Origin of the sequence: Micromonospora sp. C31 (assembly GCF_018070575.1) — a bacterium.
Taxonomy (GTDB): Bacteria; Actinomycetota; Actinomycetes; order Mycobacteriales; family Micromonosporaceae; genus Micromonospora.
On sequence record NZ_JAGPXN010000019.1, the window covers coordinates 81821 to 106120 of the forward strand.

21 protein-coding genes, 1 tRNA gene and 1 pseudogene are annotated in these 24300 nt (G+C 73.9%); 11 read left to right on the plus strand and 12 right to left on the minus strand.

What is annotated here, in order from left to right:
- Positions 1-115: 115 nt before the first annotated feature.
- The 4 genes and pseudogenes from KBX06_RS22395 to KBX06_RS22410 all read right to left on the minus strand — a co-directional run bounded on the left by KBX06_RS22395 (position 116) and on the right by KBX06_RS22410 (position 4596).
- The gene (locus KBX06_RS22395; RefSeq protein WP_210838286.1) at positions 116-1285 is read right to left on the minus strand and encodes an acyltransferase domain-containing protein; all 1170 of its coding nucleotides are present in this window, start codon (positions 1283-1285) and stop codon (positions 116-118) included.
- Positions 1286-1363: 78 nt separating this feature from the next.
- Positions 1364-2707 (minus strand): annotated as a pseudogene (locus tag KBX06_RS22400) (PucR family transcriptional regulator); the annotation flags it as partial.
- 61 nt (positions 2708-2768) lie between these two features.
- Positions 2769-3437 (minus strand): response regulator transcription factor, encoded by a 669-nt coding sequence (locus tag KBX06_RS22405; RefSeq protein WP_210838290.1) that lies wholly within the window; start codon positions 3435-3437, stop codon positions 2769-2771.
- 1 nt (position 3438) lies between these two features.
- On the minus strand, positions 3439-4596 hold the full coding sequence (locus KBX06_RS22410; protein WP_210838292.1) for a sensor histidine kinase: 1158 nt from the start codon (positions 4594-4596) through the stop codon (positions 3439-3441).
- A gap of 296 nt (positions 4597-4892) precedes the next feature.
- Here KBX06_RS22410 and KBX06_RS22415 point away from each other — a divergent pair, with 296 nt between their 5' ends.
- Positions 4893-5216 (plus strand): hypothetical protein, encoded by a 324-nt coding sequence (locus tag KBX06_RS22415; protein ID WP_210838294.1) that lies wholly within the window; start codon positions 4893-4895, stop codon positions 5214-5216.
- A gap of 233 nt (positions 5217-5449) precedes the next feature.
- Here KBX06_RS22415 and KBX06_RS22420 read toward each other — a convergent pair whose 3' ends face one another.
- Entirely contained in the window at positions 5450-6112 is a 663-nt protein-coding gene (locus KBX06_RS22420) for a hypothetical protein (RefSeq protein ID WP_210838296.1), read from the minus strand.
- Between the two features lie 243 nt (positions 6113-6355).
- Here KBX06_RS22420 and KBX06_RS22425 point away from each other — a divergent pair, with 243 nt between their 5' ends.
- Complete coding sequence (locus tag KBX06_RS22425) at positions 6356-6982, plus strand: copper resistance protein CopC (RefSeq protein ID WP_307854721.1); 627 nt, start codon at positions 6356-6358, stop codon at positions 6980-6982.
- Positions 6983-7067: 85 nt separating this feature from the next.
- Here the strand turns inward: KBX06_RS22425 and gltX are convergent, their stop codons facing one another.
- The 3 genes from gltX to KBX06_RS22440 form a co-directional block, all read right to left on the minus strand.
- Complete coding sequence (gltX, locus tag KBX06_RS22430) at positions 7068-8477, minus strand: glutamate--tRNA ligase (RefSeq protein ID WP_210838300.1); 1410 nt, start codon at positions 8475-8477, stop codon at positions 7068-7070.
- An 85-nt stretch (positions 8478-8562) separates the two neighbouring features.
- Positions 8563-9840, minus strand: a complete 1278-nt coding sequence (locus KBX06_RS22435) for an MFS transporter (protein ID WP_210838302.1) — start codon at positions 9838-9840, stop codon at positions 8563-8565.
- Positions 9837-11168, minus strand: a complete 1332-nt coding sequence (locus KBX06_RS22440; RefSeq protein WP_247686459.1) for a GH1 family beta-glucosidase — start codon at positions 11166-11168, stop codon at positions 9837-9839. The genes KBX06_RS22435 and KBX06_RS22440 overlap by 4 nt, the downstream gene beginning before the upstream one ends.
- A gap of 185 nt (positions 11169-11353) precedes the next feature.
- On the opposite strand from KBX06_RS22440, the gene KBX06_RS22445 reads away from it, so the two are divergent.
- On the plus strand, positions 11354-11800 hold the full coding sequence (locus KBX06_RS22445) for an SRPBCC family protein (protein ID WP_210838304.1): 447 nt from the start codon (positions 11354-11356) through the stop codon (positions 11798-11800).
- 164 nt (positions 11801-11964) lie between these two features.
- On the opposite strand, the gene aceE is transcribed toward KBX06_RS22445, so the two are convergent.
- Positions 11965-14709, minus strand: a complete 2745-nt coding sequence (gene aceE, locus KBX06_RS22450; RefSeq protein ID WP_210838306.1) for a pyruvate dehydrogenase (acetyl-transferring), homodimeric type — start codon at positions 14707-14709, stop codon at positions 11965-11967.
- Positions 14710-14894: 185 nt separating this feature from the next.
- Between aceE and KBX06_RS22455 the strand changes: the two genes are divergently transcribed.
- The 6 genes from KBX06_RS22455 to KBX06_RS22480 all read left to right on the plus strand — a co-directional run bounded on the left by KBX06_RS22455 (position 14895) and on the right by KBX06_RS22480 (position 19647).
- Positions 14895-15299, plus strand: coding sequence for a YjbQ family protein (locus KBX06_RS22455; RefSeq protein ID WP_210838308.1), 405 nt, complete (start codon positions 14895-14897; stop codon positions 15297-15299).
- Positions 15300-15362: 63 nt separating this feature from the next.
- Positions 15363-15845, plus strand: coding sequence for a MarR family winged helix-turn-helix transcriptional regulator (locus KBX06_RS22460; protein WP_210838310.1), 483 nt, complete (start codon positions 15363-15365; stop codon positions 15843-15845).
- Between the two features lie 51 nt (positions 15846-15896).
- Positions 15897-18395: a thiamine pyrophosphate-dependent enzyme gene (locus KBX06_RS22465; protein WP_210838312.1), complete on the plus strand. Its 2499-nt coding sequence runs from the start codon at positions 15897-15899 to the stop codon at positions 18393-18395.
- Positions 18396-18507: 112 nt separating this feature from the next.
- Complete coding sequence (locus KBX06_RS22470) at positions 18508-18945, plus strand: DUF3052 domain-containing protein (RefSeq protein ID WP_210838314.1); 438 nt, start codon at positions 18508-18510, stop codon at positions 18943-18945.
- Positions 18946-19028: 83 nt separating this feature from the next.
- Entirely contained in the window at positions 19029-19496 is a 468-nt protein-coding gene (locus KBX06_RS22475; RefSeq protein ID WP_210838316.1) for a peroxiredoxin, read from the plus strand.
- Positions 19497-19575: 79 nt separating this feature from the next.
- Positions 19576-19647, plus strand: a tRNA-Val gene (locus tag KBX06_RS22480).
- A gap of 99 nt (positions 19648-19746) precedes the next feature.
- Here the strand turns inward: KBX06_RS22480 and KBX06_RS22485 are convergent.
- The 3 genes from KBX06_RS22485 to KBX06_RS22495 form a co-directional block, all read right to left on the minus strand.
- Entirely contained in the window at positions 19747-20148 is a 402-nt protein-coding gene (locus KBX06_RS22485) for a hypothetical protein (protein WP_210838317.1), read from the minus strand.
- Complete coding sequence (locus KBX06_RS22490; protein WP_210838319.1) at positions 20145-20447, minus strand: hypothetical protein; 303 nt, start codon at positions 20445-20447, stop codon at positions 20145-20147. The genes KBX06_RS22485 and KBX06_RS22490 overlap by 4 nt, the downstream gene beginning before the upstream one ends.
- 131 nt (positions 20448-20578) lie before the next feature.
- Positions 20579-21451: a hypothetical protein gene (locus KBX06_RS22495; protein WP_210838321.1), complete on the minus strand. Its 873-nt coding sequence runs from the start codon at positions 21449-21451 to the stop codon at positions 20579-20581.
- A 136-nt stretch (positions 21452-21587) separates the two neighbouring features.
- On the opposite strand from KBX06_RS22495, the gene KBX06_RS22500 reads away from it, so the two are divergent.
- Together KBX06_RS22500 and KBX06_RS22505 are read left to right on the plus strand one after the other, a co-directional pair.
- On the plus strand, positions 21588-23423 hold the full coding sequence (locus tag KBX06_RS22500; protein WP_210838324.1) for an RNA polymerase sigma factor: 1836 nt from the start codon (positions 21588-21590) through the stop codon (positions 23421-23423).
- A 78-nt stretch (positions 23424-23501) separates the two neighbouring features.
- Positions 23502-24299, plus strand: coding sequence for an alpha/beta fold hydrolase (locus KBX06_RS22505; RefSeq protein WP_210838326.1), 798 nt, complete (start codon positions 23502-23504; stop codon positions 24297-24299).
- The last annotated feature ends 1 nt before the right edge of the window (position 24300 follow it).

Consider the following 24300-nt stretch of genomic DNA (forward strand, 5'->3'; position numbering starts at 1 on the left):
AGCTGTCCTTTCGTTCGCGACTGCGGGACTCGCAGACCCGGCTCATTCCTCGCGCTCACGGGGCTGTTCTTCGTTCGCGACTGCGGGACTCGCAGACCCGGCTCATTCCTCGCGCTCACGGGTGACCTCCGATGCGGACGAGCGGTTGGCCCGGGGCGACCGGGTCGTCGTGGTGGGCGAGCCACTCGGTGAGTACGCCGTCGGTGTGGGCGGCCACCTCGACGGGGCCCTGCCGGGTGGCCACGTGACCGACGACCTGACCGGTGCGGAGCGGGTCGCCCTCGGCGAGGTCCCGGGCCGGCTCGAAGGTGCCGGCGGCCGGGGCCACCACCACGCGGAAGTGCATGGTCGGCTCGTGGCTGGGCGCCATCCCGTGTCGGGCGATCAGGTCCCGGGCGGCGGGCAGGTCGTCCGGGGTGTTGAGGGTGACGACCTCGGGGGCGTCGGCCCCCTTGAGCTCCCGTTTCACCAGGCCCGCGAGGGTGCCGGCCGGGGGCAGCTCGATCACGCCGGTCACCCCGAGGTCGGCCAGGGTGCGCATGCAGAGGTCCCAGCGCACCGGCGCGGTGACCTGGCGGACCAGGCGCTGCACCATGTCGCGCCCGTGGTTGACCGCGGCGCCGTCGAGGTTCGACAGCAGGATCCGGGCCGGGTCGGTCGGGGTGATCCCGGCGGCCACGGCGGCCAGCGCCGCCTCGGCCGGGGCCATGTACGGGGTGTGGAAGGCGCCGGCCACCTTCAGGCGGATCACCCGGGCCTTCGCCGGTGGCTCGGCGGCGAGCTTGTCCAGCCCTTCGGCGGCGCCGGCGGCGACGAACTGGCCGGCGCCGTTGCGATTTGCCGGGTGCAGCCCGTGCGCGGTGATCGAGGCGAGCACCTCGTCCGGGTCCCCGCCCAGCACGGCGGCCATCCCGGTCGGCTCCAGCGCGCAGGCGGCGGCCATCTCCCGGCCGCGTACGCCGGCCAGGGTGATCGCCGCATCCGCCGGGAGCACCCCGGCGAGCGTCGCCGCGCCCAGTTCGCCCACGCTGTGGCCGGCGGTGAGCGTGACGTCGTACATCGGCAGGTGCTCGGCGGCCAGCAGCGCGGCGGCGACCAGCAGCGGCTGGGTCCGCGCGGTGTCCCTGATCTCGTCCGCGTCGGCCGTGGTGCCGAGGTGCACCAGGTCGACCCGGGCCAGCGCGGACCACCAGCGCAGGCGTGCCACGGCGCCGGTGAGGTCGAGCCAGGGAGTCAGGAAGCCGGGTTTCTGGGAACCCTGGCCGGGCGAGAGTACGGCGAGCACGTCTATGACTCTCCCGGATACGCGCGGGTAGCGCTGTGCCGCCCCCGACCAAACCGCACTAGAACCTTTGGAGGAATCCTACAAAGATCGGCGGCGATCATCACCCGTGGGTAAGGTTTTGGTGACACCTGGGGGCAATGTCTGGGTTGGTGCCACCGGGACCACCGGGTCGAGGCGCCCGACGGTGAGGGCCACCTGGAGCGCGAACGCGTCCCGCGCCGCGAGCGGCGAGAAACCGGTGACGTCGGAGATCCGCCGCAGCCGGTAGCGCACCGTGTTCGGGTGCACGAACAGGGACCGCGCGGCGCTCTCCAGCGTGCCACCGGCCGCGAAGAAGGCGTCGAGGGTCTCCAGCAGTTCCCCGCCGGCCCGCACCAGCGCCGCGTAGACGTCGTGCCGCAGCCGCCGACGCGCCTCCGCGTCCCCGGCCAGCGCCCGCTCCGGCAGCAGGTCGTCCGCCGGCACCGGTCGGGGCGCGGTCGGCCAGGCCGGGGCGGCCCGGAAGCCGGCCAGTGCCGCGCGCGCCGACTCGGTCGCCTCGTCCAGGCTCGGCACGGCCGGACCGACCACCACCGGCCCCTCCCCGAACGCGCCGAGCAGCTTGCCGGTGGCCGCGACCGGGTCGGCGGCGCCACCGAGCACGATGACCAGCCGGTCGCCGTGCACCCCGCCGATCACCTCCGTGTCGATGCGCCGGGCGTGCCGGTGGGCCGTGTGCAGCACGGCGGAGACCTCGCCGCCGGGGGAGCGGCCGACCGCCACCGCCACCGGCGGGGCGTCCGCCCAGCCGAGCGCCGCCGCCCGGCTCGCCAGCACGTCCGGCGAGTCGCCGCGCAGCAACGCGTCCACCAGCAGCGCCTGCAACCGGGCGTCCCACGACCCACGCGACTCGGCGGCCCGGGCGTACACGCGGGCGGCGGCGAAGGCGATCTCCCGGGAGAACCGCAGCACCGCCTCGAGCAACTGCTGCTCCTCACCCTCCGCCGCCAGGTGCGAGACCTGCTCCTCGACCACGTCGATCATCACCTTCACCAGCGCGACGGTCTGTTGGAGGCTGATCGAGCGGGCGAGCGCCTGTGGGGCGGTGGCGAAGACCTCGTCCGAGACCTCCTGCGTGCTGTCCGCCGTGCCGCCGCCGTCACGTAGCCACTGCACCAGCGACCGGGCACCGGCCTGGGCCACCAGCATCACCCAGGAACGGTGGTCGGGCGGCAGGTCGCGGAACCAGGGCAGCGCCTCGTCCATCCGGGCCACGCTGGCGCTGGCCAGCGCCCCCGCCGCCCGCTCGATCCGGCGCAGCGTGGCCGACAGTTCCGTCCCGCCTGGGTCGCTCACCGCCCCAGCGTGACACGCCCCGACCTGCGCCTCCGCCCCGGGCGGCCCGCCTGCCGTGGCTCCGGGCTGCCCGCCTGCCGGGCCGCGTGCCTGCCGGGCTGCCCGCCTGCCGGGCCGCGTGCCTGCCCGCGCCGCCGGCGGCGACGGGTCAGGCCGGCGGCGGGACGGGCAGCCCCAGCTCCTGGGCCAGGATGGCGGCCTGCACCCGGCTGCGCAGGTCCAGCTTGGCGAGGATCCGGCTGACGTGGGTCTTGGTGGTGCTCTCGGCCAGCGCCAGCCGGTCGGCGACCTGCTGGTTGGACAACCCGAGCCCGAGGCAGGCGAGCACGTCGCGCTCCCGGGGGGTCAGCGCTTCCACCGCCCCCCGGGTCGCGGCGGAGGTGGTCGGGGCGGTCGCCGCGAACGCGGTGATCAGGCGGCGGGTGACCGCCGGGGCGATGAACCCCTCGCCCCGGGCGACCGTCCGTACCGCCGCCACCAGCCCCTCGGCGTCGGTGTCCTTGAGCACGAAGCCGGCCGCGCCGGCCCGCAGCGCACCGAAGACGTACTCGTCGAGGTCGAAGGTGGTGAGCACGAGCACGTCGGCGAGCCGGTCGGCGACGATCTCCCGGGTGGCCGAGATGCCGTCCAGCCGGGGCATCCGCACGTCCAGCACCGCGACGTCCGGGCGCAGCTCCCGGCACAGCCGGACCGCCTCGGCACCGTCCTCGGCCTCGCCCACCACCTCGACGCCGGCCGCTCCGGCCAGGATCAGCACCAGCCCGGCCCGCACCACCGCCTGGTCGTCGGCGAGCAGCACCCGGATCACCTCGGCCATGTCACGTCCCGTCCCCGCACGGCGCCGCCTCCGTGGGCAGCTCGACCCGTACCCGCCAGTGGCCCCCCGCCCGGCCGGCGGCGAACCGGCCGTTCAGCAGCACCGCCCGCTCCCGCATCCCGATCAGGCCGGCGCCCGCGCCGGTCAGCGTGCCACGGCCGGCGCCGACCGGGTTGTCCACACCCACCACCACCCCCGCCGGCTCGTACGCGACCAGCAGGTCGGCCTCGCCGGCGCCGTGCTTGAGGGCGTTGGTCAGCGACTCCTGCACGATCCGGTACGCGGCGAGGTCCACCCCGACCGGCAGCGCGCGGGGCTCGCCGCGGCGGGTCGTCCGTACGGTCAGCCCGGCCGCGCGGACCCGGCCGACCAGGCCGTCCAGCTCGCTGAGCCGCGCGCGGGTCGTCTCCTCCGTCGCGTCGACGGCCGTCCCGCCCTCCGTCGGTTCCCGCAGCAGGTCGATCATCTGCCGCATCTCGCCCAACCCCTGCACGCTGCTCTCCCGGATCACCCGCAGCGCCGACTCGACCTGCGACCGGTCGAGCCCGGGCACCGAGAGCGCGGCCGTGGCGTGGATGGCCACCGCGCTCAGGTGGTTGGCGATCACGTCGTGCAGTTCCCGGGCCATCCGGGCCCGCTCCGCGCCGACCGCCTGCCGGCGGTCCAGTTCCACCAGCCGGGCCGTCTGCTCGGCCCGCGCCCGCTCGGCGGCCGCCTGGTCCCGGTACTGCCGCACGCTGATCCCGGTGAGCACCGGCAGCACCCCGGCCAGGACCACGGGCACCCCGAAGCCCACGCCCTGCCAGTCGCCCTTCAGCAGCACACCCGCCGCCGTGCCGAGGATGCTCAGCCCGACCGTGACCCGGAGCAGCCGGCGCCACGTCCGGGTCGAGCCGAACACGCACGCGTCGTAGAGCACCTGGGTGTAGACCAGGACGGTGGCCAGCGAGCCGCCCATCGCGAGGTCGGCGAGCACCGCCACCGTGCCGAGCGCCAGGCTGGCCCGGGTGGCGACCCGGCGCAGACCCACCGCCACGCAGACCACCGCCAGTGGCAGCAGGAACAGCGGTTCCCGCACCTCAGGTTGCCAGGACAGTTGCGGCTGGGTGCCCAGCCCGTACATGACCGCCCCGCCGACCAGCGACGCGCCGGCGAGCATGACATCCCGCCCACCCGTCCCGGGTCCGACCCAGCCAGCCGCTCCCACCCCCCGATCCCACCACACCCACATCACGCCCGTTTCCGCCGATCACACAGTCATGGCGGGGGGGACGAAAGCTGCACCGGTGAACGAAGCGACCACCACACCTGCATGATCGCGATGGGCGGGGAGGCAGCCGGGGGAGGGGCGGGGACGGGGAGTCGGGTGGGTGTGGGGGGGTCGGTGGGGGCCAGTACGGTGACAGGGCCCGTCGGAGGGACCCCGGCGGGCGGGGCGAGCGTGAGGAGACCGGGATGGCGCACGGGGAGGCCGAGCACGGCTGCGCCCAGGGCGAGTCCTGCCGGCCGGGCCACCACGAGCAGCAGGCGGCGGCCAAGCACCGTCGGCCGCCCAACGGGTTCCCGGAGCACCCGGCCCGCGCCCCCGAGCGCCCCGAAGACGACGTCCCGGTGCCCCGGCCGCGCGTCGCCGAACCGACTCCGGCCGGCGAGGTCGAGCCGGCGGCGCAGGGCTGCCGCAGCGACCTGCCCGGCTGGGCCGGCGCGCACCGGCACGGCCCGGTCCGCCCCCGGCCGCGCGTGACCCGCGGCCAGCGGCCGCCGCGTCGTTGGTGCTGACCACGGGGACGCCGTCCGGCCGCTAGCGTGCTCGCGGTGATGGCGTCGCGATCGACGCGTACGGCCCGGCCGACTTGCTGACCGTCCGGGACCTGCCCGACCCGCCGGTCGGTCCGGACACGGTGCTCGTGCGGGTCCTGGCGGCCGGCGTGCACCCGGCGGCGGGGCCTGTCAGCCCCGGGCCAGCCCGGCGGGGCCTGCCAGCCGAAAGGTGGGCCGGCCGGTGGGGTGGCTCAGCGGGTGCGGCGGCGGACCAGCAGCGCGATCCCGGCGATTCCCGACGTGATGACCAGCACCACCGCGACGTTGAGCAGCAGCAGCCGCTGCAACTCGCCGAGCGCCTCGCCGATGTCCTTCGCGGGGTTGAGGGCTTCCTCCGGGATGACCCGTTCGCCGCCGCCGACGCCGCCACTGACCGTGTCGAACTGTCGTTCGAGCGGGACGCCCGCCGTGCGGAGGGTCTCCGACATGTTGAGCCGGCCGAGGAACCAGCCGGCGATGGTCTTGCGGGCGTCCGGCTGCTTGGCCGGCCGGAAGACGCGCGGCCCGCCGACCGCCTTCGGATAGAGGTCGTACGTCTGCTTCGCGACGTCACCGGCGAAGACCACGACCGTGTACTTCGGACCGAGGTCGGTCGCCTTCGGACCCTTGGCCTGCCCCGTGCGGCCGAGGAAGTTGACCTGGTCGATGATCGCCACCACGTGCGCCGGCTGGGACTCGGCGCGCAGCCGCAGCGGCTCCGCCAGCCCTTCCCCGGTGATCTGCACTCCGGCCGGTGGGGGCTTCGGTGCCGCCGGCGTCGTCGCCGTCGCCGCCGTGGCCGGGCCGAGCGACAGAACCGCCGCCGCGAGCCCGCCTGTCAACACCGCGACCAGCCGCCGCATCTTTCGGACCATCGCCGCCTCCTCGCCCCGTTCGATGGGTGGCTTGCTGCAGGTCACGCGTTGGTTGGCTGACGGGGGTGACCGAACCCGTGTCGGGTGCCACCCCTAAGACTGCGCAGAACGTCGATCGGTTGCAGCTCGTGGAACAGTAATTGGAACTATCTGTGATCCCGGTCCGACCAATGGACGGTGGCCGTGGATCAGCGGGCGGATCGTACCTTTACGGAGGGGTTCATGGGGGGCAGGTTCCCACGGGTGGCGCATACCTGGGCAGTGGTGGTCGGCGTGGCGCTCGGTGTGTCGTTGTTGCTGCCGGCCGCACCGGCGGCCGCTCACAACTCGCTGACCGGCAGCGATCCGCGAAACGGCGCCCGGGTGGCCGAGGCGCCGGCCCGGATCGAGCTGCGTTTCCTGGCCAAGGTGGACCCGGGTACGACGAAGATCACAGTTGCCGGCCCGGACAACGTGGCCGCGCTGGGCGGCGCCCCGACCTTCTCCGGTTCCCGGGTGAGCGTGCCGTTCAAGCCGGGCCGGGCGGGGCTCTACGTCGTCGGCTACCGGGTGGCGTCCAGCGACGGGCACCCCGTCTCCGGGGAGGTGCGGTTCACCCTGACGACGGGCACCCCCGCCGAGGCACCGACCGGCCCGGCGACCGCCGGCCCGACCGCCCCGGCACCGGCCGTACCGCCGTCGAGCGGCACCGGACCGACCTCGGCCGCGCCCGGCCCGGCGGACACGGACACGCCGGAGCCGGCGGTGCCGGCGGCGAAGGAGAGCGACGGCGCGGCCGGGCGCGGCTGGCTGTGGGCGCTCGGCGGCGTGCTCCTCCTGGCCGCCCTCGCCGCCGGCCTGCTGCTCCGCCGCCGCTCCGCCCGCCGCTGAGCGGACGGCGGGTGGCCCGCTCGACAACCTTCGCGACCACGCAGTAACGGGCCCGCCTGCGACGCGTCGGTGCCCGCCCGCCCGCTCAGACCAGGCGGGCCCGGGCGGCGCGCAGCCGGCTCAGGGTGCGCTCGCGGCCGAGCACCTCCAGCGACTCGAACAGCGGCAGGCCGACGGTACGGCCGGTGACCGCGACGCGTACCGGGGCCTGGGCCTTGCCGAGCTTGAGCCCGCGCTCGGCGCCGACCGCCTCCAGCGTCGACTTGAGCGTCTCCGCGTCCCACGACTCCAGCGCCTCGAACGCCGCCAAGGCTGCGTCCAGCAGCTCCGCCGAGCCCTCCTTCATCGCCTTGGCCCAGGCGGCCTCGTCGATCAGCGGCGCGGCGAGGAAGAGGAAGTCGACGTTCGGCACGATCTCGCTGAGCAGCGCGATCCGGGTCTGCGCCAGCGGGGCCACGGCCGCGAAGGCGTCCGCGTCGAACTCCTCCGGCTGCCACGGCGGCGGGGCGATGGTGCCGGTGCCCGTCAGCCACGGCCGGCAGGCCTCGACGAACTCCTCGACTCCGAGCGCCCGGATGTACTCGCCGTTGAACGCCCGGAGCTTCTTCTCGTCGAAGAACGCCGGCGAGGGGTTGACCTCCGCCAGCCGGAACTCCTGCTCGATCACCGACCACTCGACGATCTCCCGGTCGCCCGACGGCGCCCAGCCGAGCAGCATCAGGTAGTTGCGCATCGCCGCGGCGAGGTAGCCCTCGTCCCGGAACGCCTCCAGGGCCACCTTGTCGCGGCGCTTGGAGAGCTTCTGCCGCTTCTCGTTGACCACCACCGGCACGTGCGCCCAGATCGGCGGCTTCACCCCGAGGGCGTCCCACAGCAACTGCTGCTTCGGCGTGTTGGGCAGGTGCTCCTCGGCCCGGATCACATGGGTGATCCCCATGGTCATGTCGTCGACCACGTTGGCGAGCAGGAAGACCGGCGAGCCGTCGCCCCGGGCGATGACGAAGTCCTCGATCAGCTTGTTCTCGAAGGTCGGCTCGCCGCGGATCAGGTCGACCACCACGGTCTCGCCCTCGTCGGGCGTGCGGAAGCGCAGGGCGCGTCCCTCACCGGCCGGCAGGCCCCGGTCCCGGCAGAAGCCGTCGTAGCCCTGGTACTGCGAGCCGGTGCGCGCCTGCACGGCCTCGCGGGTGCAGTCGCAGTAGTAGGCGCGGCCGGACTCGTGCAGCCGCGCGGCGGCGGCCCGGTGCTCGCCCGCGTACTCGGACTGGAAGTGCGGGCCCTCGTAGCTGCCGCGCTCGATGCCGATCCAGTCGAGCGCGGAGAGGATGCCCTCGGTCCACTCCGGCTTGTTGCGGGCCGCGTCGGTGTCCTCGATGCGGAGCACGAACACCCCGCCCTGCTGCTTGGCGTAGATCCAGTTCTGCAACGCCGAGCGGGCGCCGCCGACGTGGAACATACCGGTCGGGGAGGGGGCGAAGCGTACACGTACCGTCACGTCCCCAGCCTACGGCGGCGCGCGACGGTGTAAGGAAGGGCCCCTTGCAATCGCGTAGCGATTGCAAGGGGCCCTTCCTTACACCTCAGGGCACCGAGCGGATCTTCAGCACCAGCACGCTGCCCAGCACGGTGACCGCCGCGGTGACCGCGTAGAGCACCGGATAGCCGCCGAGGTGCACCACGAGCGGGGCGGAGATCGCCGGACCGAGCACCTGCGGGGCGGAGTTGGCGATGTTGATCACGCCGAGGTCCTTGGCCCGGTCGGTGGCGGCGGGCAGCACCTGGGTGATGAGCGCGGCGTCCACCGACAGGTAGACGCCGTAGCCGGCGCCGAGCAGCAGCGCGGCGACCACGGCCACCGGCCAGACCGGGGCGACGGCCAGCAGCAGCGCGGCGACCGCCATGATCCCGCCGGCGGCGATGACGAAGACCTTGCGCCGGCCGGAGCGGTCCGACAGCCGCCCGGCCACCACGGCGGTGGCCGCCAGGCCGGCCGTGTAGAGCAGGATCAGCACCAGCAGGCCGCCCTCGGGGTCGACGTGGCGCACCTCGTCGGTGAGGAAGTAGAGCAGGTAGAGCGTGCCGAGCGCGTTGCCGAGCTGCACCAGGAAGCGGGTGATCCAGGCCCAGCCGAAGTCGGGGTGCCGGCGCGGCGAGATCCACATCGAGGCGAGCAGGGCACGCCAGCGCAGCGCCGGGCGGTGTGCCCGGGGCAGCGGGTCGTCGGCGGTGAGCAGCGCGAACGGCAGCGCCAGCAGCAGCACGGCAACCGCCATCGTGGCGTAGCCGGCGGCGGTGCCGCTCACCACGGCGGTCACCAGCACCACGCCGAGCACCAGCCCCAGCGCCTGGGGGATGCCGACCCAGCCGGAGACGCCGCCGCGCTGGGCGACCGGCACCCGGTCCGGCACGGCGGCGGTCAGGCTGGCCAGCATCGCGTTGAAGCAGACCTGCGCGGCGACCCAGCCGAGCGCGACCCCGGCGACGGTGCGCTGCTGCGACAGCAGCACCAGGGCCGCCGCGCCGAGCAGCGCGCCGCCTGCGGTCCAGACGTGCCGCCGGCCGAACTCGCGCCCGGCCAGCCGCAGGCAGGTGCGGTCCGACAGCGCCCCGGCGAGGGGGTTGGCGAGCACCGCGGCGAGCGCGCCGAGGCCGGTGACGACGGCCAGCGCGGTCTCCTTGTCGGCCGGCGCGATCCGCCCCAGCTGCTGCGGCAGCAGCACCTGGATGGGCGTGAAGAACGCCATCCAGACCCCGAGGTTCGCCGCGAAGATCAGCGCGATCCAGCCCCGCCGCACCGGCGCGGTCGGCTCGGCGAGTGCCGCCGGCAGCGACGCCGGCGTCGGGTCGACGGTGGTCACGGCCGGGCGATCAGGTCGCGCAACCAGGCGTACGAGGACTTGGGCGTACGGACCTGGGTGTCGAAGTCGACGTGCACCAGGCCGAAGCGCTTGGTGAAGCCCTCCGCCCACTCCCAGTTGTCCAGCAGCGACCAGACGAAGTAGCCGGTCACGTCGACGCCCTCGTCCATCGCGGCGCGTACGGCGCGCAGGTGTCCGTCGAGGTAGGCGATCCGCTGCGGGTCGTGCACCCGGCCGTCGGCGTCGGGCGCGTCGTCGTACGCGCAGCCGCTCTCGGTGACCTGGATCGGCGGCAGGTCGTCGGCGTACGTGCGGTGCAGCCAGCCGAGCAGTTCGTGCAGCCCGTCGGGGGCGACCGGCCAGTCGAAGGCGGTGCGCGGGTATCCCTGCAGCGGCACCAGCTCGAACGGCAGCGGCGAGCCCTCCTGCGGGGCGCGTACGCCGGTCGGGTTGTAGTAGTTGACCCCCAGCACGTCGATCGGCGCGGCGATCACGTCGAGGTCCCCGGCGCGCACCACGGCGGTGTCGAAGCCCAGCCCGTCGGGGTAGCCGCGGCCGAGCAGCGGGTCGGTGAAGAGCCGGTTGTGCAGCGCCTCGTACGCGGCGACGGCCGTCCGGTCGGCGTCGCTGTCCCCGGCCGCCCGCACGGGCGAGTAGTTGTTGGCGATGGCGATCGGGCTGGTGGTGCGCGTCCGCAGCGCGGCGACGGCGAGACCGTGGGCGAGGAGTTGGTGGTGGGCCACCGGGAAGGCGTCGAAGAGCAGCGTCCGGCCGGGGGCGTGCTCGCCGGTGCCGTGGCCGAGGCTCATGTGGATGAACGGCTCGTTGAGGGTGATCCAGAGCTTCACCCGGTCGCCGAGGCGGGCGGCGGTGGCGTCGGCGTACTCGGCGAAGCGGTGGGCGGTGTCGCGGGCGAGCCAGCCGCCGGCGTCCTGGCGGGACTGGGGCAGGTCCCAGTGGAAGAGCGTGGCGACCGGGTCGACGTCGTGGGCGAGCAGGTCGTCGACCAGCCGGTCGTAGAAGTCCAGCCCGCGCGCGTTCACCGGCCCGTCGCCGGCGGGCCGGACCCGGGGCCAGGCGATCGAGAAGCGGTACGCCGACACGCCCAGCCCGGCCAGCAGCGCGACGTCCTCGGCGTGCCGGTGGTAGTGGTCGCAGGCCACGTCGCCGGTGCTGCCGTCGGCGATCCGGCCGGGGGAGTGGGCGAAGGTGTCCCAGATGGACGCTCCCCGGCCGTTCTCGTCGACGCCGCCCTCGATCTGGTAGGCGGAGGTGGACACTCCCCAGCGGAATCCGGCGGGGAACTCGGGCATCGCTGCGGTCGACATGCGCCCTCCCGTCGTACGTGAATCGTGCTCGCGACTCTAGAGCGCCGTCGATCGATGCGCCATAGGTCCTCGGGGGCCGCGGCGCAATGGATTTCGGCGTGTCTTTGCTAAACCCGTCCCAGTAAGTCCGAATTTGCGCATAGAGTGCCGATATCGTGGGATGTCCTCACTGGAGGAAGACGGAAATGATCCTCGTGGAACGTAGTGCGCACGTGGTGGCGCCGGTGGAAGCGGTCTGGGACGTCGTGCAGCGGGCCGAGCAGTTGCCGGCCTGGCTGGCGGGGGTCCGCGCGGCCGAAGTGCTCTCGGGAGAGGGCTTCGGGCGTCGACAACTCGTCCAGGCCGGGCGTGGCTCGGCGCATGAGGCCGAGGTGATCGCCTATCAGGAGCCGACCCTGATCGGCTGGCGCGAACGCGCCAAGGGCGCCGGTGCCCGAGCGGAGGCGCGCACCGAGATCTACGTCCAGCTCACCGCGGACGAGGAGGAGGGCGGGTCGATCGTGCGGCTCATCGTCGTACGCTGGCCGGCCGGTCCGGTCAAGGCCGCCCTGCTCCGCCTCGGCCTGCGCAGGGTCGGCGCCGACCTGGAGGACTCGCTCGCCCGGCTGACCGATCTGGCCGCCGTCGGCTGAGCCGGGCACGTCCTGGCGTCACCCGCGACGGCGGTGGCCCGGTGTCCCCGCCAGGGACCCCCGGGACCACCGCCGTTCCGCTTCGTGCCCCGGGCGTCTCGTGGGCCCGACCGGCGACGACGAGGGGCCCGGCGCACCCGCCGGGCCCCTCGTCGCGTACGTGTCTAGCTGTCGCCGCCGGTCTCGCCGACCGGGGCCGCGTTGACGTCCTCGATGGCGTACTTCTTGGCCGCCTCGGCCGGCACGCTCGCCGGCACGGTGCCGCGCAGCGCGAGCTGTCGCAGCGTGGCGACGACCACCGACTCGGCGTCGACGTGGAAGTGCCGGCGCAGGGCGTGCCGGGTGTCGGACATGCCGAACCCGTCCGTGCCGAGCGAGGTGTAGTCGCCGGGCACCCAGCGGGCGATCAGGTCCGGCACCGCGCGCATCCAGTCGCTGACCGCGACCTTCGGGCCCTCGGCGTCGGCCAGCTTCTGCTGGATGTACGGCACCCGCTGCTCCGCGCCCGGGTTGAGCAGGTTGTGCTCCTCGCACTGCACCGCGTCGCGGCGCAGCTCCGTCCAGGAGGTCACCGACCAGACGTCGGCGGCCACCCCCCAGTCCTGGGCCAGCAGCTGCTGCGCCTTGAGCGCCCACTGCATGCCGGTGCCCGAGGCGAGCACGTTGGCCTTCGGCGCGTCGTCACCCACCGACGGGGCGGGGGAGTAGCGGTAGATGCCCTTGAGCACGCCTTCGACGTCCACGCCCTCCGGCTCCGCCGGCTGGAGGATCGGCTCGTTGTAGATCGTCAGGTAGTAGAAGACGTTCTCCTGCGCCTTGCCGTACATGCGGTGCAGGCCGTTCTCCACGATGTGCGCGATCTCGAACGCGAACGCCGGGTCGTACGCGACCACCGCCGGGTTGGTGGCGGCGATCAGCAGCGAGTGGCCGTCCTCGTGCTGGAGCCCCTCACCGTTGAGCGTGGTCCGGCCGGCGGTGGCGCCGAGCAGGAAACCCCGGGCCATCTGGTCGGCGGCGGCCCACAGCCCGTCGGCGGTGCGCTGGAACCCGAACATCGAGTAGAAGATGTACATCGGGATCATCGGCTCGTCGTGGGTGGCGTACGCCGAGCCCGCCGCCGTGAACGAGGCGACCGAGCCGGCCTCGTTGATCCCCTCGTGCAGGATCTGCCCGCCGGTGGACTCCTTGTACGACAGGAACAGCTCCCGGTCGACCGAGGTGTAGCGCTGGCCGTGCGGCGAGTAGATCTTCTGCGTCGGGAAGAGCGAGTCCATGCCGAAGGTGCGCGCCTCGTCGGGGATGATCGGCACCCAGCGCTTGCCGAACTCCTTGTCCTTCATCACGTCCTTGAGCAGGCGGACGAAGGCCATCGTGGTGGCCACCTTCTGCTTGCCCGAGCCGCGCTTGACGTCGGCGAAGCGCTCCGGGCCGGGGATGCTCAGCCGCTTCTGCCCCCGCCGCCGCGACGGCAGGTAGCCGCCGAGCTGCTGGCGCCGCTCCTTGAGGTAGGCGATCTCGTCGGACTTGTCGCCGGGCGTGTAGTACGGCGGCAGGTAGGGGTTGTCCTCCAGCGCCTTGTCCGGGATGTCCAGGTAGAGCCGGTCGCGGAAGGTCTTCAGGTCCTCCAGCGTCAGCTTCTTCATCTGGTGCGTGGCGTTGCGGCCCTCGAAGTGCGAGCCCAGCGTCCAGCCCTTGATCGTCTTGGCCAGGATCACGGTCGGCTGACCGGTGTGCTCCATCGCCGCCTTGTAGGCCGCGTAGAGCTTGCGGTAGTCGTGCCCGCCCCGCTTGAGGTTCCAGATCTCGTCGTCGCTGAGGTCCTCGACCATCTTGCGGGTCCGCTGGTCGCGGCCGAAGAAGTGCTCCCGGACGTACGCCCCGGACTCCGCCTTGTAGGTCTGGTAGTCACCGTCGGGTGTGGTGTTCATCAGGTTGACCAGCGCGCCGTCGGTGTCCGCGGCGAGCAGCGGGTCCCACTCCCGGCCCCAGACCACCTTGATGACGTTCCAGCCGGCGCCCCGGAAGAACGCCTCCAGCTCCTGCATGACCTTGCCGTTGCCGCGCACCGGCCCGTCGAGCCGCTGGAGGTTGCAGTTGATCACGAAGGTGAGGTTGTCGAGCTCCTCGCGGGCGGCCACGCCGATCGCGCCGAGCGTCTCCGGCTCGTCCATCTCGCCGTCGCCCAGGTACGCCCACACGTGCTGGTCCGAGGTGTCCTTGATGCCCCGGTGGTGCAGGTAGCGGTTGAACCGCGCCTGGTAGATCGCGTTCAGCCCGCCCAGGCCCATCGAGACCGTGGGAAACTCCCAGAAGTCCGGCATGAGCCGGGGGTGCGGGTACGACGGCAGGCCGCCGCCCGGGTGCGACAGCTCCTGGCGGAACCCGTCGAGCTGGTGCTCGGTCAGCCGCCCCTCCAGGAACGCCCGCGCGTACATGCCGGGCGAGGCGTGGCCCTGGTAGAAGATGTGGTCGCCGCCGCCCGGGTGGTCCTTGCCGCGGAAGAAGTGGTTGAAGCCCACCTCGTAGAGCGAGGCCGAGCTGGCGAAGGTGGAGATGTGCCCGCCGACGCCGATCTCGGGGCGCTGCGCCCGGTGCACCAGCATGGCCGCGTTCCACCGGACGTAGGCCCGGATCCGCCGTTCCACGTGTTCGTCGCCCGGGAACCACGGTTCGCGCTCCGGCGGGATGGTGTTGATGTAGTCGGTGGTGGTCAGCGACGGCACCCCGACCTGGCGCTCGCGGGCCCGCTCCAGCAGGCGCAGCATGACGTAGCGGGCGCGCTTTGTCCCGCGCTCGTCGATGACACCGTCGAGCGACTCGACCCATTCGCCGGTCTCTTCAGGGTCGATGTCCGGAAGCTGGCTCGGCAGACCAGCGGTGATCACCGGGCGCTTGCGTTCCGTAGCCACAGGCGTTCCCTCGGTTCTGTGTGGGATAGGTCTCTAGCGCCATCCTGCCCCCTGGTGGCACCCGCCGTCACGCCCACCGCCCGGAGACGCGACGCGCGACACAGGTACCCGTCGGTAACTTTGCGCTACCGGCCCGGCCGGCGGGATTCGGGCGGCCGGCGGCCCCCTCGGGCAGAATGCGTCGTATGCGCAGTGAGGTGTTCACCGTCCAGACCGGGGCCCGGCCCACCGTCCGGGACATCACCGCGGAGGCCGAGCGGTTCGTCTCCGGGCAGGGCGACGGCCTGCTGCACGTCTTCGTGCCGCACGCCACCGCCGGGCTGGCGATCATCGAGACCGGCTCGGGCTCCGACGACGACCTGCTCGCGGCGCTCGACGACCTGCTGCCCACCGACGACCGGTGGCGGCACCGGCACGGCTCGCCCGGCCACGGGCGCGACCACGTGCTGCCGGCGTTCGTCCCCCCGTACGCGACGCTGCCGGTGGTCGACGGCCGGCTGGCGCTGGGCACCTGGCAGTCGGTGTGCCTGGTCGACCCCAACGGCGACAACCCCACCCGGACCGTCCGGTTCTCGTTCCTCCCCGGCTGACCGCCGCCACCGGTTCCTCGCGCGCGTCGGTGACACGTCACGGAGCGTAAGTAGGATTTGGGCATGTCGCAGCAGCACACCGCCCCCTCCGCCCCGCGGGACCCCGGCCGCGCGGCGCTGGCCGGCGACGTGGTGCGCCGCATCACGCACCTCGCCGCCGCGCTGCGCCATTACCAGGACGTGGAGATCGCCGAGCTGGGGCTGACCCCCGCGACCGCGCGGGCGCTGCACGCGCTGGACCCCGACCGGCCGCTGCCGGCCCGCGACCTCGCCGAAGGGCTGGGCTGCGACCGCTCCAACGTGACCGCCCTGGTCGACAGGCTGGAGCGCGCCGGGCTGGTCGAGCGGCGCACCGACCCCGCCGACCGGCGGCAGAAGACGCTGGTGGTGACCGGGCCGGGCCGGCAGGTACGGGCCCGGGTGCACCAGGTCGTGTCGGACTCCCGGCTGCTCGCCGGGCTCAGCGTGCCGGAACTGGCGACCCTGCGCGAGCTGGTCTGGAAGGTCTCCGACGGTGGCTGCCCCGAGCGGTGCGACGACGACTGACCCGCAGCGCGTCGAACGTGTCCGAGTGGGCGCGCGGGCCGCTTGTCGGTAATGCTGTCCGACGTGACCACCCCGCAAGATCTCGACGACCGGTTCCGGGAGACGCTGGCAGCGCTGGCCGACCCGCCGCAGCGGCGTGACCCGGCACGGCCGGTCACCGACGACACGACGCTGACCGGCGCGCGGGCGCTGGACCTCTTCGGCGCGCAGGCCACCAGCCGCCAGCTCGACCTGGCCGGCCGCTGGCTGCACAGCTTCGGCGAGGGCTTCCACACCATCGGCTCCGCCGGCCACGAGGGCAACGCCGCGGTCGCCGCCGCGCTGCGCGCCACCGACCCGGCGCTGCTGCACTACCGCTCGGGAGCCTTCTACTGCGTCCGCGCGGCCCAGGCCCGCCCCGTGCCGGCCGAGGGGCCCGGGACCGGGCGGGACGGGGCCGACCAGCCGGCTGCGGCCGACGGGCCCGTCGAGGTCGGGCCGGCCGACCCGGGCGTCCGCGGCGACGGGCCCGGGGCGGACGCCGTCGAGGCGGACGAGCCGACCGGCGGCGCCGGGTCCGTCGTGGACCGCCCGCTCCCCGCGGGGTACGCCGAGGCGGCCCGCGACGTCCTGCGGGGCATGGTCGCCTCCAGCCGCGAGCCGATCGCCGGCGGCCGACACAAGGTCTTCGGCCGCGCCGACCTGGCCGTCGTCCCGACCACCTCCACCGTCGCCTCGCACCTGCCCCGCGCGGTCGGGATGGGGCTGGCGGTGGAACGGCTGCGCCGCCTGGAGACCTCCGCCGGGCGCGACGGGGTGCGGGTCGGCAGCGGCGCGGGCGCCACGCAGGCGTCCTGGCCGCCGGACGCCATCGTGGTCTGCTCGTTCGGCGACGCCTCGGTCAACCACGCCAGCGCCACCGCCGCGTTCAACACCGCCGGCTGGTACGACCACACCGGCCTGCGCATCCCGGTGCTCTTCGTCTGCGAGGACAACGGTCTCGGCATGAGCGTCCGCTCCCCGAAGGGTTGGGTGGAGACGACGCTGCGGTCCAAGCCGGGTGTCCGCTACTTCGCCGCGGACGGCGGCGACCTGGTGCGGGCGTACGAGGTCGCGGCCGAGGCGGCGGCCTGGGTACGCCGGCACCGGCGCCCCGCCGTGCTGCACCTGTCGACCGTACGGCTGATGGGGCACGCCGGCGCGGACGACGAGAGCGCCTACCGCAACGCCGGGGACGTCGCCGCGGACCTCGACCGCGATCCGCTGGCCGGCACCGCGCGGCTGCTGGTCGGTGCCGGGGTGGCCACCGGCGAGGAACTGCTGGCCCGCTACGACGAGATCGGCTGGCAGGTACGCCGGATCGCCGAGGAGGTGCTGGACGAGCCGAAGCTGGGCGCACCCGCCGACGTGGTGGCCCCGCTGGCCCCCCGCCGCCCCGTCCGGGTCGCCCGGGCGGTGGCCGACGCGGCGGCCCGCGCCGCGGGCCCCGGCGCCGCCGCCCGGACGGAGGCGTTCGGCGGCGGTCCGCCCGAGCTGACCGGCCCACTGACGCTGGCGGAGAGCATCAACGCCGCGCTCGCCGACGGGATGCTCGACCACCCGCAGATGGCCGTGTTCGGCGCGGACGTCGGCGCCAAGGGCGGCGTACACGGGGTGACGAAGGGGCTGCGGGACCGCTTCGGCGCGGCCCGGGTCTTCGACACGATGCTCGACGAGACCTCGATCCTCGGGTTGGCGCTCGGCGCCGGGCTGGCCGGGATGCTGCCGGTGCCCGAGATCCAGTACCTGGCGCACCTGCACAACGCCGAGGACCAGGTGCGTGGCGAGGCCGCCACGATGCAGTTCTTCTCACAGGGGGCGTTCCGCAACCCGATGGTGGTGCGGGTGGCCGGCCTGGCGTACCAGGAGGGCCTCGGGGGGCACTTCCACAACGACAACTCGGTGGCCGTACTCCGGGACGTGCCGGGCCTGGTGATCGCGGTGCCGGCGCGGCCGGACGACGCCGCGCCCATGCTGCGCACCTGCCTGGCCAGCGCGGCGGTGGACGGCAGCGTCTGCGTCTTCCTGGAGCCGATCGCGCTCTACCACACCCGCGACCTGTACGCCGACGGCGACGGCGAGTGGCTGGCGCCGTACGCCGAGCCCGGCGCGTGGACCGGCGGGCACGTGCCGATCGGACGGGCCCGCGTCTACGGGGTCGGCTCCGCCGAGGACGTCACGATCATCACCTTCGGTAACGGTGTGCCGATGTCGCTGCGCGCGGCGGCGACCCTTGCCGACGAGGGGATCGGCACCCGGGTGGTGGACCTGCGCTGGCTGTCGCCACTGCCGGTGGCCGACGTCATCCGCGAGGCCGCGGCGACCGGCCGGGTGCTGGTCGTGGACGAGACCCGCCGCTCCGGCGGGGTCGGCGAGGGGGTCATCGCGGCCCTGGTGGACGCCGGTTATGTGGGAGCGGCGCGGCGAGTGGCCGGAGTTGACTCTTTTGTACCATTAGGGCCGGCGGCTCGCCAGGTTCTGGTCTCCGAGGAAGCAATTACCCAGGGTGCCCGCACGCTCCTGGCACGGTAAATTCCGTTGCACCCGGTGCGCCACTTGCGCGGGGAGCCACAACTGTGTGGACTTTGCCTGACGGCGTCGACGTGACGCCGCGGGCAGGGATGAGATGAGGAGGCACGCGACAGTGAGCGCGACCGCTGGTCAGGCCGCCGACGGGGTACGCAGCCTGGCGGACCGGTTCGGGATCGAACCGGGGATGGTCGTCCTGGAGATGGGGTACGACGACGACGTCGACCAGGATCTCCGGGACGCCCTGACCGACCGCTGTGGAGATCTGGTCGACGAGGACACCGACGAGGTGGTCGACGCGGTGCTGGTCTGGTACCGCGACGGCGACGGTGACCTCTTCGAGCTCCTCGTCGACGCCCTCGGTCCGCTGGCCGACAACGGCGTCGTGTGGCTGCTCACGCCCAAGGCGGGGCGCGAGGGGCACGTCGAGCCGAGCGAGGTCGCCGAGTCCGCGCCCACCGCCGGGCTCCAGCAGACCTCCACCGTCAACGCCGGCCGGGACTGGAGCGGCGCACGCCTCGTCCTGCGCCGCGGTGCCAAGGGCAAGAAGTAGGCCGCCGGCGGTGAGCACCCGGCGGCGCCCGCTGCCGGGTGTGGCAGGCTGTTGGACATCCGACCCCATCCTGAGGAGCTCGCATGCCGATCGAGGTTGGCGCCGAGGCGCCGGACTTCGTGCTCAAGGACCAGAACAACCAGGAGGTCCGGCTCTCGGACTTCCGTGGCAAGCGCACCGTGCTGCTGGTCTTCTACCCGCTCGCCTTCACCGGGATCTGCCAGGGTGAGCTGTGCGAGGTGCGGGACAACCTCAACGACTACGTCAACGACGACGTCCAGGTGCTGACCGTCAGCGTCGACTCCGTCTACGCCCACAAGATCTGGGCCGACAAGGAGGGCTACCAGTTCCCGCTGCTGGCCGACTTCTGGCCGCACGGCGCGGTGGCCCAGTCGTACGGCGTCTTCAACGACGTCGCCGGCATCGCCAACCGGGGCACCTTCGTGATCGACAAGGCCGGCGTGGTCCGCTTCGCCGAGATGAACATGCCGGGCGAGGCGCGCGACCAGCAGGGTTGGCGCAAGGCCCTCACCGACGCTGTCGCGGCCTGACCAACCGGGTACGCCGTACGACCGGGCCGGTGGAGGCAGGGTAAGCTGGCCAACCTCCGGCCCGCCGTACGGGCGTTCCGGGCGCGTAGCTCAGTGGGAGAGCACTCGCCTTACAAGCGAGGGGTCGCAGGTTCGAAACCTGCCGCGCCCACCCACCAGCACCGGCACCGAACCGGATCGGAGATGCGGGTCGGTGCCGGGGCCGGGCGGGGTCGGTGTGTCGTGCACGCGTCGATCGCGAGCCGAGGGGTCATGGCAGGGCGGGCGCGTCGGTCAGCACCAGCCCCCGCCGCGCCGGCAGCCAGTAACCCAGGTAGGTGCCGGCCGTCACCCGGTAGTGCAGTTCCCCGGCGATCCACGCGCTCGCGTCTATCGGAGCCCCGGACGTACGCGGGAACGTGACCCTCTTCGAGCCGATCACTCTCCAGCGGAAGTCGTACGCGTGACCGGTGTAGGTCCCCGGCTCCACCGTCAGCAGCCGTGTCGGCGCGTACGTGTGCTCCACGACCTTCGCCGCCAACGACCGCTTCCCCGCCTCCTCGGCGACGTGGTACCCGGCGAGAGCTCCGTTCGCCATCCGGTAGTAGACACCCCGGCCGGTGATCCGCACCCGCTGGTCGGCGGTCGCCGTGGAGAAGCGCAGCAGTGTCATCGTCTTCTGCGCGACGATCCGGCCGGCGGCGTCGAACTGGTAGGCGGGGTGCTGGCCGGCTTCAACCGCACCCCGGCGGCGTCGTGCGGCGTCGGATCGGTGCGGGGGACCGTCGCCGCCTTCCAGGTCGGCGACACCGACCCGGGCAGCAGCCGGGGCAGGTAACCGTCGCGGGCGTACGCGGCGGGTGAGCGGGACTGCTGCGGGCGTGGTCCGGCCTGTGCGGCGGCGCCCGCCCACAGCACGGACGCCACCACCAGCACAGCCGCCATCGGCGTACGCGACGACATTCGGGTCATCAGCAGGGCACTCCGTAGCTCGGGGGAATGGTGGCTTCTCCCCAGCCCAACGATCCGACGGCGGGCTCGTCCATGGCGTCGCCCGTGGCCCCGCGCCGAAGTTCGAGCGCGGGACCACGGGCACCGGCGGGTCAGCTCGCGCAGACGGCGTACGCGCGCACCTTCCAGTTGCCGCTGAAGCCGTTCTCGTCCTCAGCGGCGGAGACGGTGACGGTGGTCGAGGTGGTGGCCCGCATCTGGGTCAGGCGCACCTGACCCTCGCCGCCGACGATCTCGCCGCCCACGCCGTGCACCCGCTTCCCCGCGGAGCAGGTGGCCGTGATCGTGCGGGTGGCGGCGGAGCTGTAGACGCTGTCGTCGATCACGCGCTGCTCGCCGGGCAGCGGGTCGGCGCAGATCGCCGTCGCGTCCAGCCACCAGCTGCCGGCGAAGCCGGTGCCGTCCTCGGCGCCCGCCACCACGACGCTGTTCTGGTGGATGCGCAGGTCCTCAAGGACGACCTCGCTGTTCGAGGCCCCGACGACCGCGCCGCCGACCCCGATGGCGCGCTTGCCGACCGGGCAGGACTTCTCGAACCAGTTCGACGTGCCGAAGCTGGGCGCCGAGCTGCCGGACACGGTCACCAGGCCCGGGGGCGGGGTGGCGCAGATCGCGTTGGCCGTGACCGCCCAGTTGCCGGCGACGCCGTTCTCGTCCTCCCGGCCGGTCACCGAGTACGCCGTTCCGCCGACCAGCGGCACCATGATGTCCATGCCGACCTGCCCGAGGCCGGAGCCGGTGATCGCGCCGCCACCACCGATGACCCTGGTGCCGGCCGGACAGGTCGTGTTCTGCGTCTTCGCGCTGCTGTTGCTGGGGCCGGTCGTCGTCTTGAAGCTCAGGCCGGGCACCGCCGCCACCGGTCCGGTGAGGGCCAACTGGCCGAGTACGAGTGCGCTCAGCACGGCCCCGCCCGCGGCGCCCGCCCGACGCGACAGCGGCCTACGGTTCGATCCCTCTCGCATGATGTGTTCCTCTCCATGGCTGTTTCGGTGGTGCTGACACCGGTAGGAGCGCGACCGGGTCGGGATGCCAACAGAAACGTCCCAAGAAAAAGATCCGCGGTTCTACTGGACCCTTCGACGAACGACGGGGAGACGGATGGACACGGCGGCACGGGACGACACCGCACTGGTCGAGGCGGTGCGCCGCGGTGAGCGGGCCGGGCTGGAAGGCATGTACCGGCGGTACGCCGATCGCCTGTACACGTACGCCCGGACGATGCTGCGCGATCCGGAGGCTGCCGCGGACGCCGTCCACGACGCGTTCCTCATCGCCGGCCAGCGCATCGGACAGCTACGGGAGCCCGACCGGCTGCGCTCCTGGCTGTACGCGATCGTGCGCACCGAGTGCCTCCGGCAGCTCCGGGACCGATCCCGCTGCCTGCCGCTGGAGGAGGCCGGCGAGCCGGTGGCCGACGTCGCCGACCCGGGCACGGGCGTCAACGCCCAGCAGGTACGCGCCCTGGTGCACGCCGCGCTGGCCGCGCTGAACCCGGGTGACCGGGAGGTGGTCCACCTGGCCATCCGCCACGACCTGTCGTCCGCCGACATCGGCGCGGCCCTCGGGGTGCCCGCGAACCACGCGCACGCCCGCCTGTCGCGAGCCCGCTCGCAGCTCGAGCGGGCGCTGGGGGCGCTGCTGGTGGCCCGCGCCGGAGCCCGGGACTGCCCGGCCCTCGCCGACCTGATCGACGGCTGGCAGGGCCGGCTCACCCCGACCCTGCGCAAGCGGGTCTCGCGTCACATCGAGAGCTGCGCGGCGTGCGGGTTGCTCCGGCGGGAACAGCTCAGCCCGGCCACGCTGCTGTCGGCGTACACGGCACCGGCCTTCCTGGTCGTCGCCGACACGGTGTGGCCGCGACTGGCCGAGACCTGGGCGACCGGCGTCGCGGCCGGCACGGCGCCCGGTCCGGCGGATGCCACCCGGACGGAGCCGGCGCCCGGCGAGGCGGCTGCGGCCCAGGCCGCCCCGACGCCCGATCCGGGTGCGGCCCCGGCCGGCCCAGGGACCGACGGACCTACCGGCACGAGGGACGCCGCGACGGCGGACGCAGCGGCCGACGGGCCCACGCCGACGGCGGACGGTGCGGCGGCGACCGTGGACGGTGCTGCGGTGGCCCCGGGCGGTGCGGCGGCGACCGTGGACGGTGCTGCGGCGGGCCCGGACATCGCGGCGGTGCCGCGTGGTGCGGCGCACACGGTGCGGACGACCTCGCCGGCGAGCCGCGACCGCCGTCGGCGGCGGATGGCCGCGAGCGCTGCCCTGCTCGTCCTCCTCGCCGCGCTCGGCACCTGGTCGCTGGCATCCGGCCGCCCGACCGCCGCGCGGCACGGCTCCGGCCAACCGGTGTCCGAGACACTCGGATCACCGGCCGGCGATCCGGTGACCCCGGCCTCCGCGCCGCGGTCCCCCGCCGCCACGGACGCCCGGACCCGGGCCGCTGACCCGCCGCCGGTCGGCGCCGCCGCTCCGACGCCGGGAACGCAGGTCGTGCCGACGCCGGGAACGCAGGTCGTGCCGGCGCCGCCCGGCGGCGGGGCCGCCCGGACCGACGCGCCCGACGCCCCGCCGGGTGGCGTCGCGCCGACGCCGTCCAGGCCTCCGACCGTGCCCCGGCCGACCGGCGCACCGCGGGTGGCCGCGCCGTTCACGGTCTCCGCCACCACCCACGTGCGGTGCGGCTCCGACACGTACACCCTCGTGGTGCAGGCGAGCGGCAGTGCCGCGCTCGGCGGCGCCGAGGTTCGCTGGACGCCCGACGGGGGCAGGACATCGGTCCGGGCGATGACGGTGGACGGATCGGCCGCGCGGGTCAGCGTCGGGCAGTTGCGCGTACCGACGCTGACCTGGTCGGTGCGGGTGACGTCCACGGACGGCCGCACGGCGCAGAGCCCGATCCGTACGGCCACCGACCCGTGCGTCCGGCCGGGTTAGCCCCCGCCGGGGCCGTCACCACGGGCGGAAGCGCCCGGACGACCCACGAACGTCGTAGGGCCGGGGTTGGATGGGGCGGTGAGCTACGCGGAGGTCCACGGGCTGCGCCTGTGGCACGAGGAGCACGGCACCGGGCGTCCGCTGCTGTTGCTGCACGGTGGCTTCGGGTCGGTGGAGATGTTCGCGGCGGTCCTGCCGGCGCTGGCCACGCGCCGGCGGGTGATCGCGGTCGACCTCCAGGGCCACGGGCGCACCGCCGACGTGGACCGCCCGCTGCGCCACGAGTCGATGGCCGACGACGTCGCCGCGTTGATCGACCAGCTCGGCCTGGGCGAGGCCGACGTGATGGGCTACTCGCTCGGCGGCGGCGTGGCGCTGCGTGCGGCGATCCAGCACCCGGCGCTGGTCCGCCGGCTGGTCGTCGTCTCCGCGCCGTGCCGGCGGCAGGGCTGGTATCCGGAGGTGCTGGCGGGCATGCCCGAGCCCGACGAGGCGGCGGGCGAGCGGATGCGCGGCACCCCGCCGCACGAGCTCTACACCCGCGTCGCACCCCGGCCGGGGAACTGGGCGCGGCTCTGGGCGAGGACCGGCGAGCTACTGCGGCGCGACTACGACTGGTCGGCCGAGGTGGCCGCCCTCACCGTGCCCACTCTGCTCGTCTTCGCCGACGGCGACTCGGTCAGCTGCGCGCACATGGTGGAGTTCTTCGGGCTGCTCGGCGGTGGCCACCGGGACGCCGGCTGGGACGGCACCGACCGGCCGGCGTCCCGGCTCGCCGTGCTGCCGGGGCTCACCCACTACGACATCGTCGCCTCGCCGGCGCTGCCCGCCGCCGTCCTGCCGTTCCTGACCCATCCGGTGTCGCCGCCCGGCTGAC

What these genes read in the sequence shown, in the direction of transcription:
- KBX06_RS22405 (WP_210838290.1), bottom strand. Translation starts at nt 3,437, where the DNA reads ATGGCCGAGGTGATCCGGGTGCTGCTCGCCGACGACCAGGCGGTGGTG.
- KBX06_RS22410 (WP_210838292.1), bottom strand. Translation starts at nt 4,596, where the DNA reads ATGCTCGCCGGCGCGTCGCTGGTCGGCGGGGCGGTCATGTACGGGCTG.
- KBX06_RS22415 (WP_210838294.1), top strand. Translation starts at nt 4,893, where the DNA reads ATGGCGCACGGGGAGGCCGAGCACGGCTGCGCCCAGGGCGAGTCCTGC.
- KBX06_RS22420 (WP_210838296.1), bottom strand. Translation starts at nt 6,112, where the DNA reads ATGGTCCGAAAGATGCGGCGGCTGGTCGCGGTGTTGACAGGCGGGCTC.
- KBX06_RS22440 (WP_247686459.1), bottom strand. Translation starts at nt 11,168, where the DNA reads ATGTCGACCGCAGCGATGCCCGAGTTCCCCGCCGGATTCCGCTGGGGA.
- KBX06_RS22445 (WP_210838304.1), top strand. Translation starts at nt 11,354, where the DNA reads ATGATCCTCGTGGAACGTAGTGCGCACGTGGTGGCGCCGGTGGAAGCG.
- KBX06_RS22455 (WP_210838308.1), top strand. Translation starts at nt 14,895, where the DNA reads ATGCGCAGTGAGGTGTTCACCGTCCAGACCGGGGCCCGGCCCACCGTC.
- KBX06_RS22460 (WP_210838310.1), top strand. Translation starts at nt 15,363, where the DNA reads ATGTCGCAGCAGCACACCGCCCCCTCCGCCCCGCGGGACCCCGGCCGC.
- KBX06_RS22465 (WP_210838312.1), top strand. Translation starts at nt 15,897, where the DNA reads ATGCTGTCCGACGTGACCACCCCGCAAGATCTCGACGACCGGTTCCGG.
- KBX06_RS22475 (WP_210838316.1), top strand. Translation starts at nt 19,029, where the DNA reads ATGCCGATCGAGGTTGGCGCCGAGGCGCCGGACTTCGTGCTCAAGGAC.
- KBX06_RS22485 (WP_210838317.1), bottom strand. Translation starts at nt 20,148, where the DNA reads ATGACACTGCTGCGCTTCTCCACGGCGACCGCCGACCAGCGGGTGCGG.
- KBX06_RS22490 (WP_210838319.1), bottom strand. Translation starts at nt 20,447, where the DNA reads ATGACCCGAATGTCGTCGCGTACGCCGATGGCGGCTGTGCTGGTGGTG.
- KBX06_RS22495 (WP_210838321.1), bottom strand. Translation starts at nt 21,451, where the DNA reads ATGCGAGAGGGATCGAACCGTAGGCCGCTGTCGCGTCGGGCGGGCGCC.
- KBX06_RS22500 (WP_210838324.1), top strand. Translation starts at nt 21,588, where the DNA reads ATGGACACGGCGGCACGGGACGACACCGCACTGGTCGAGGCGGTGCGC.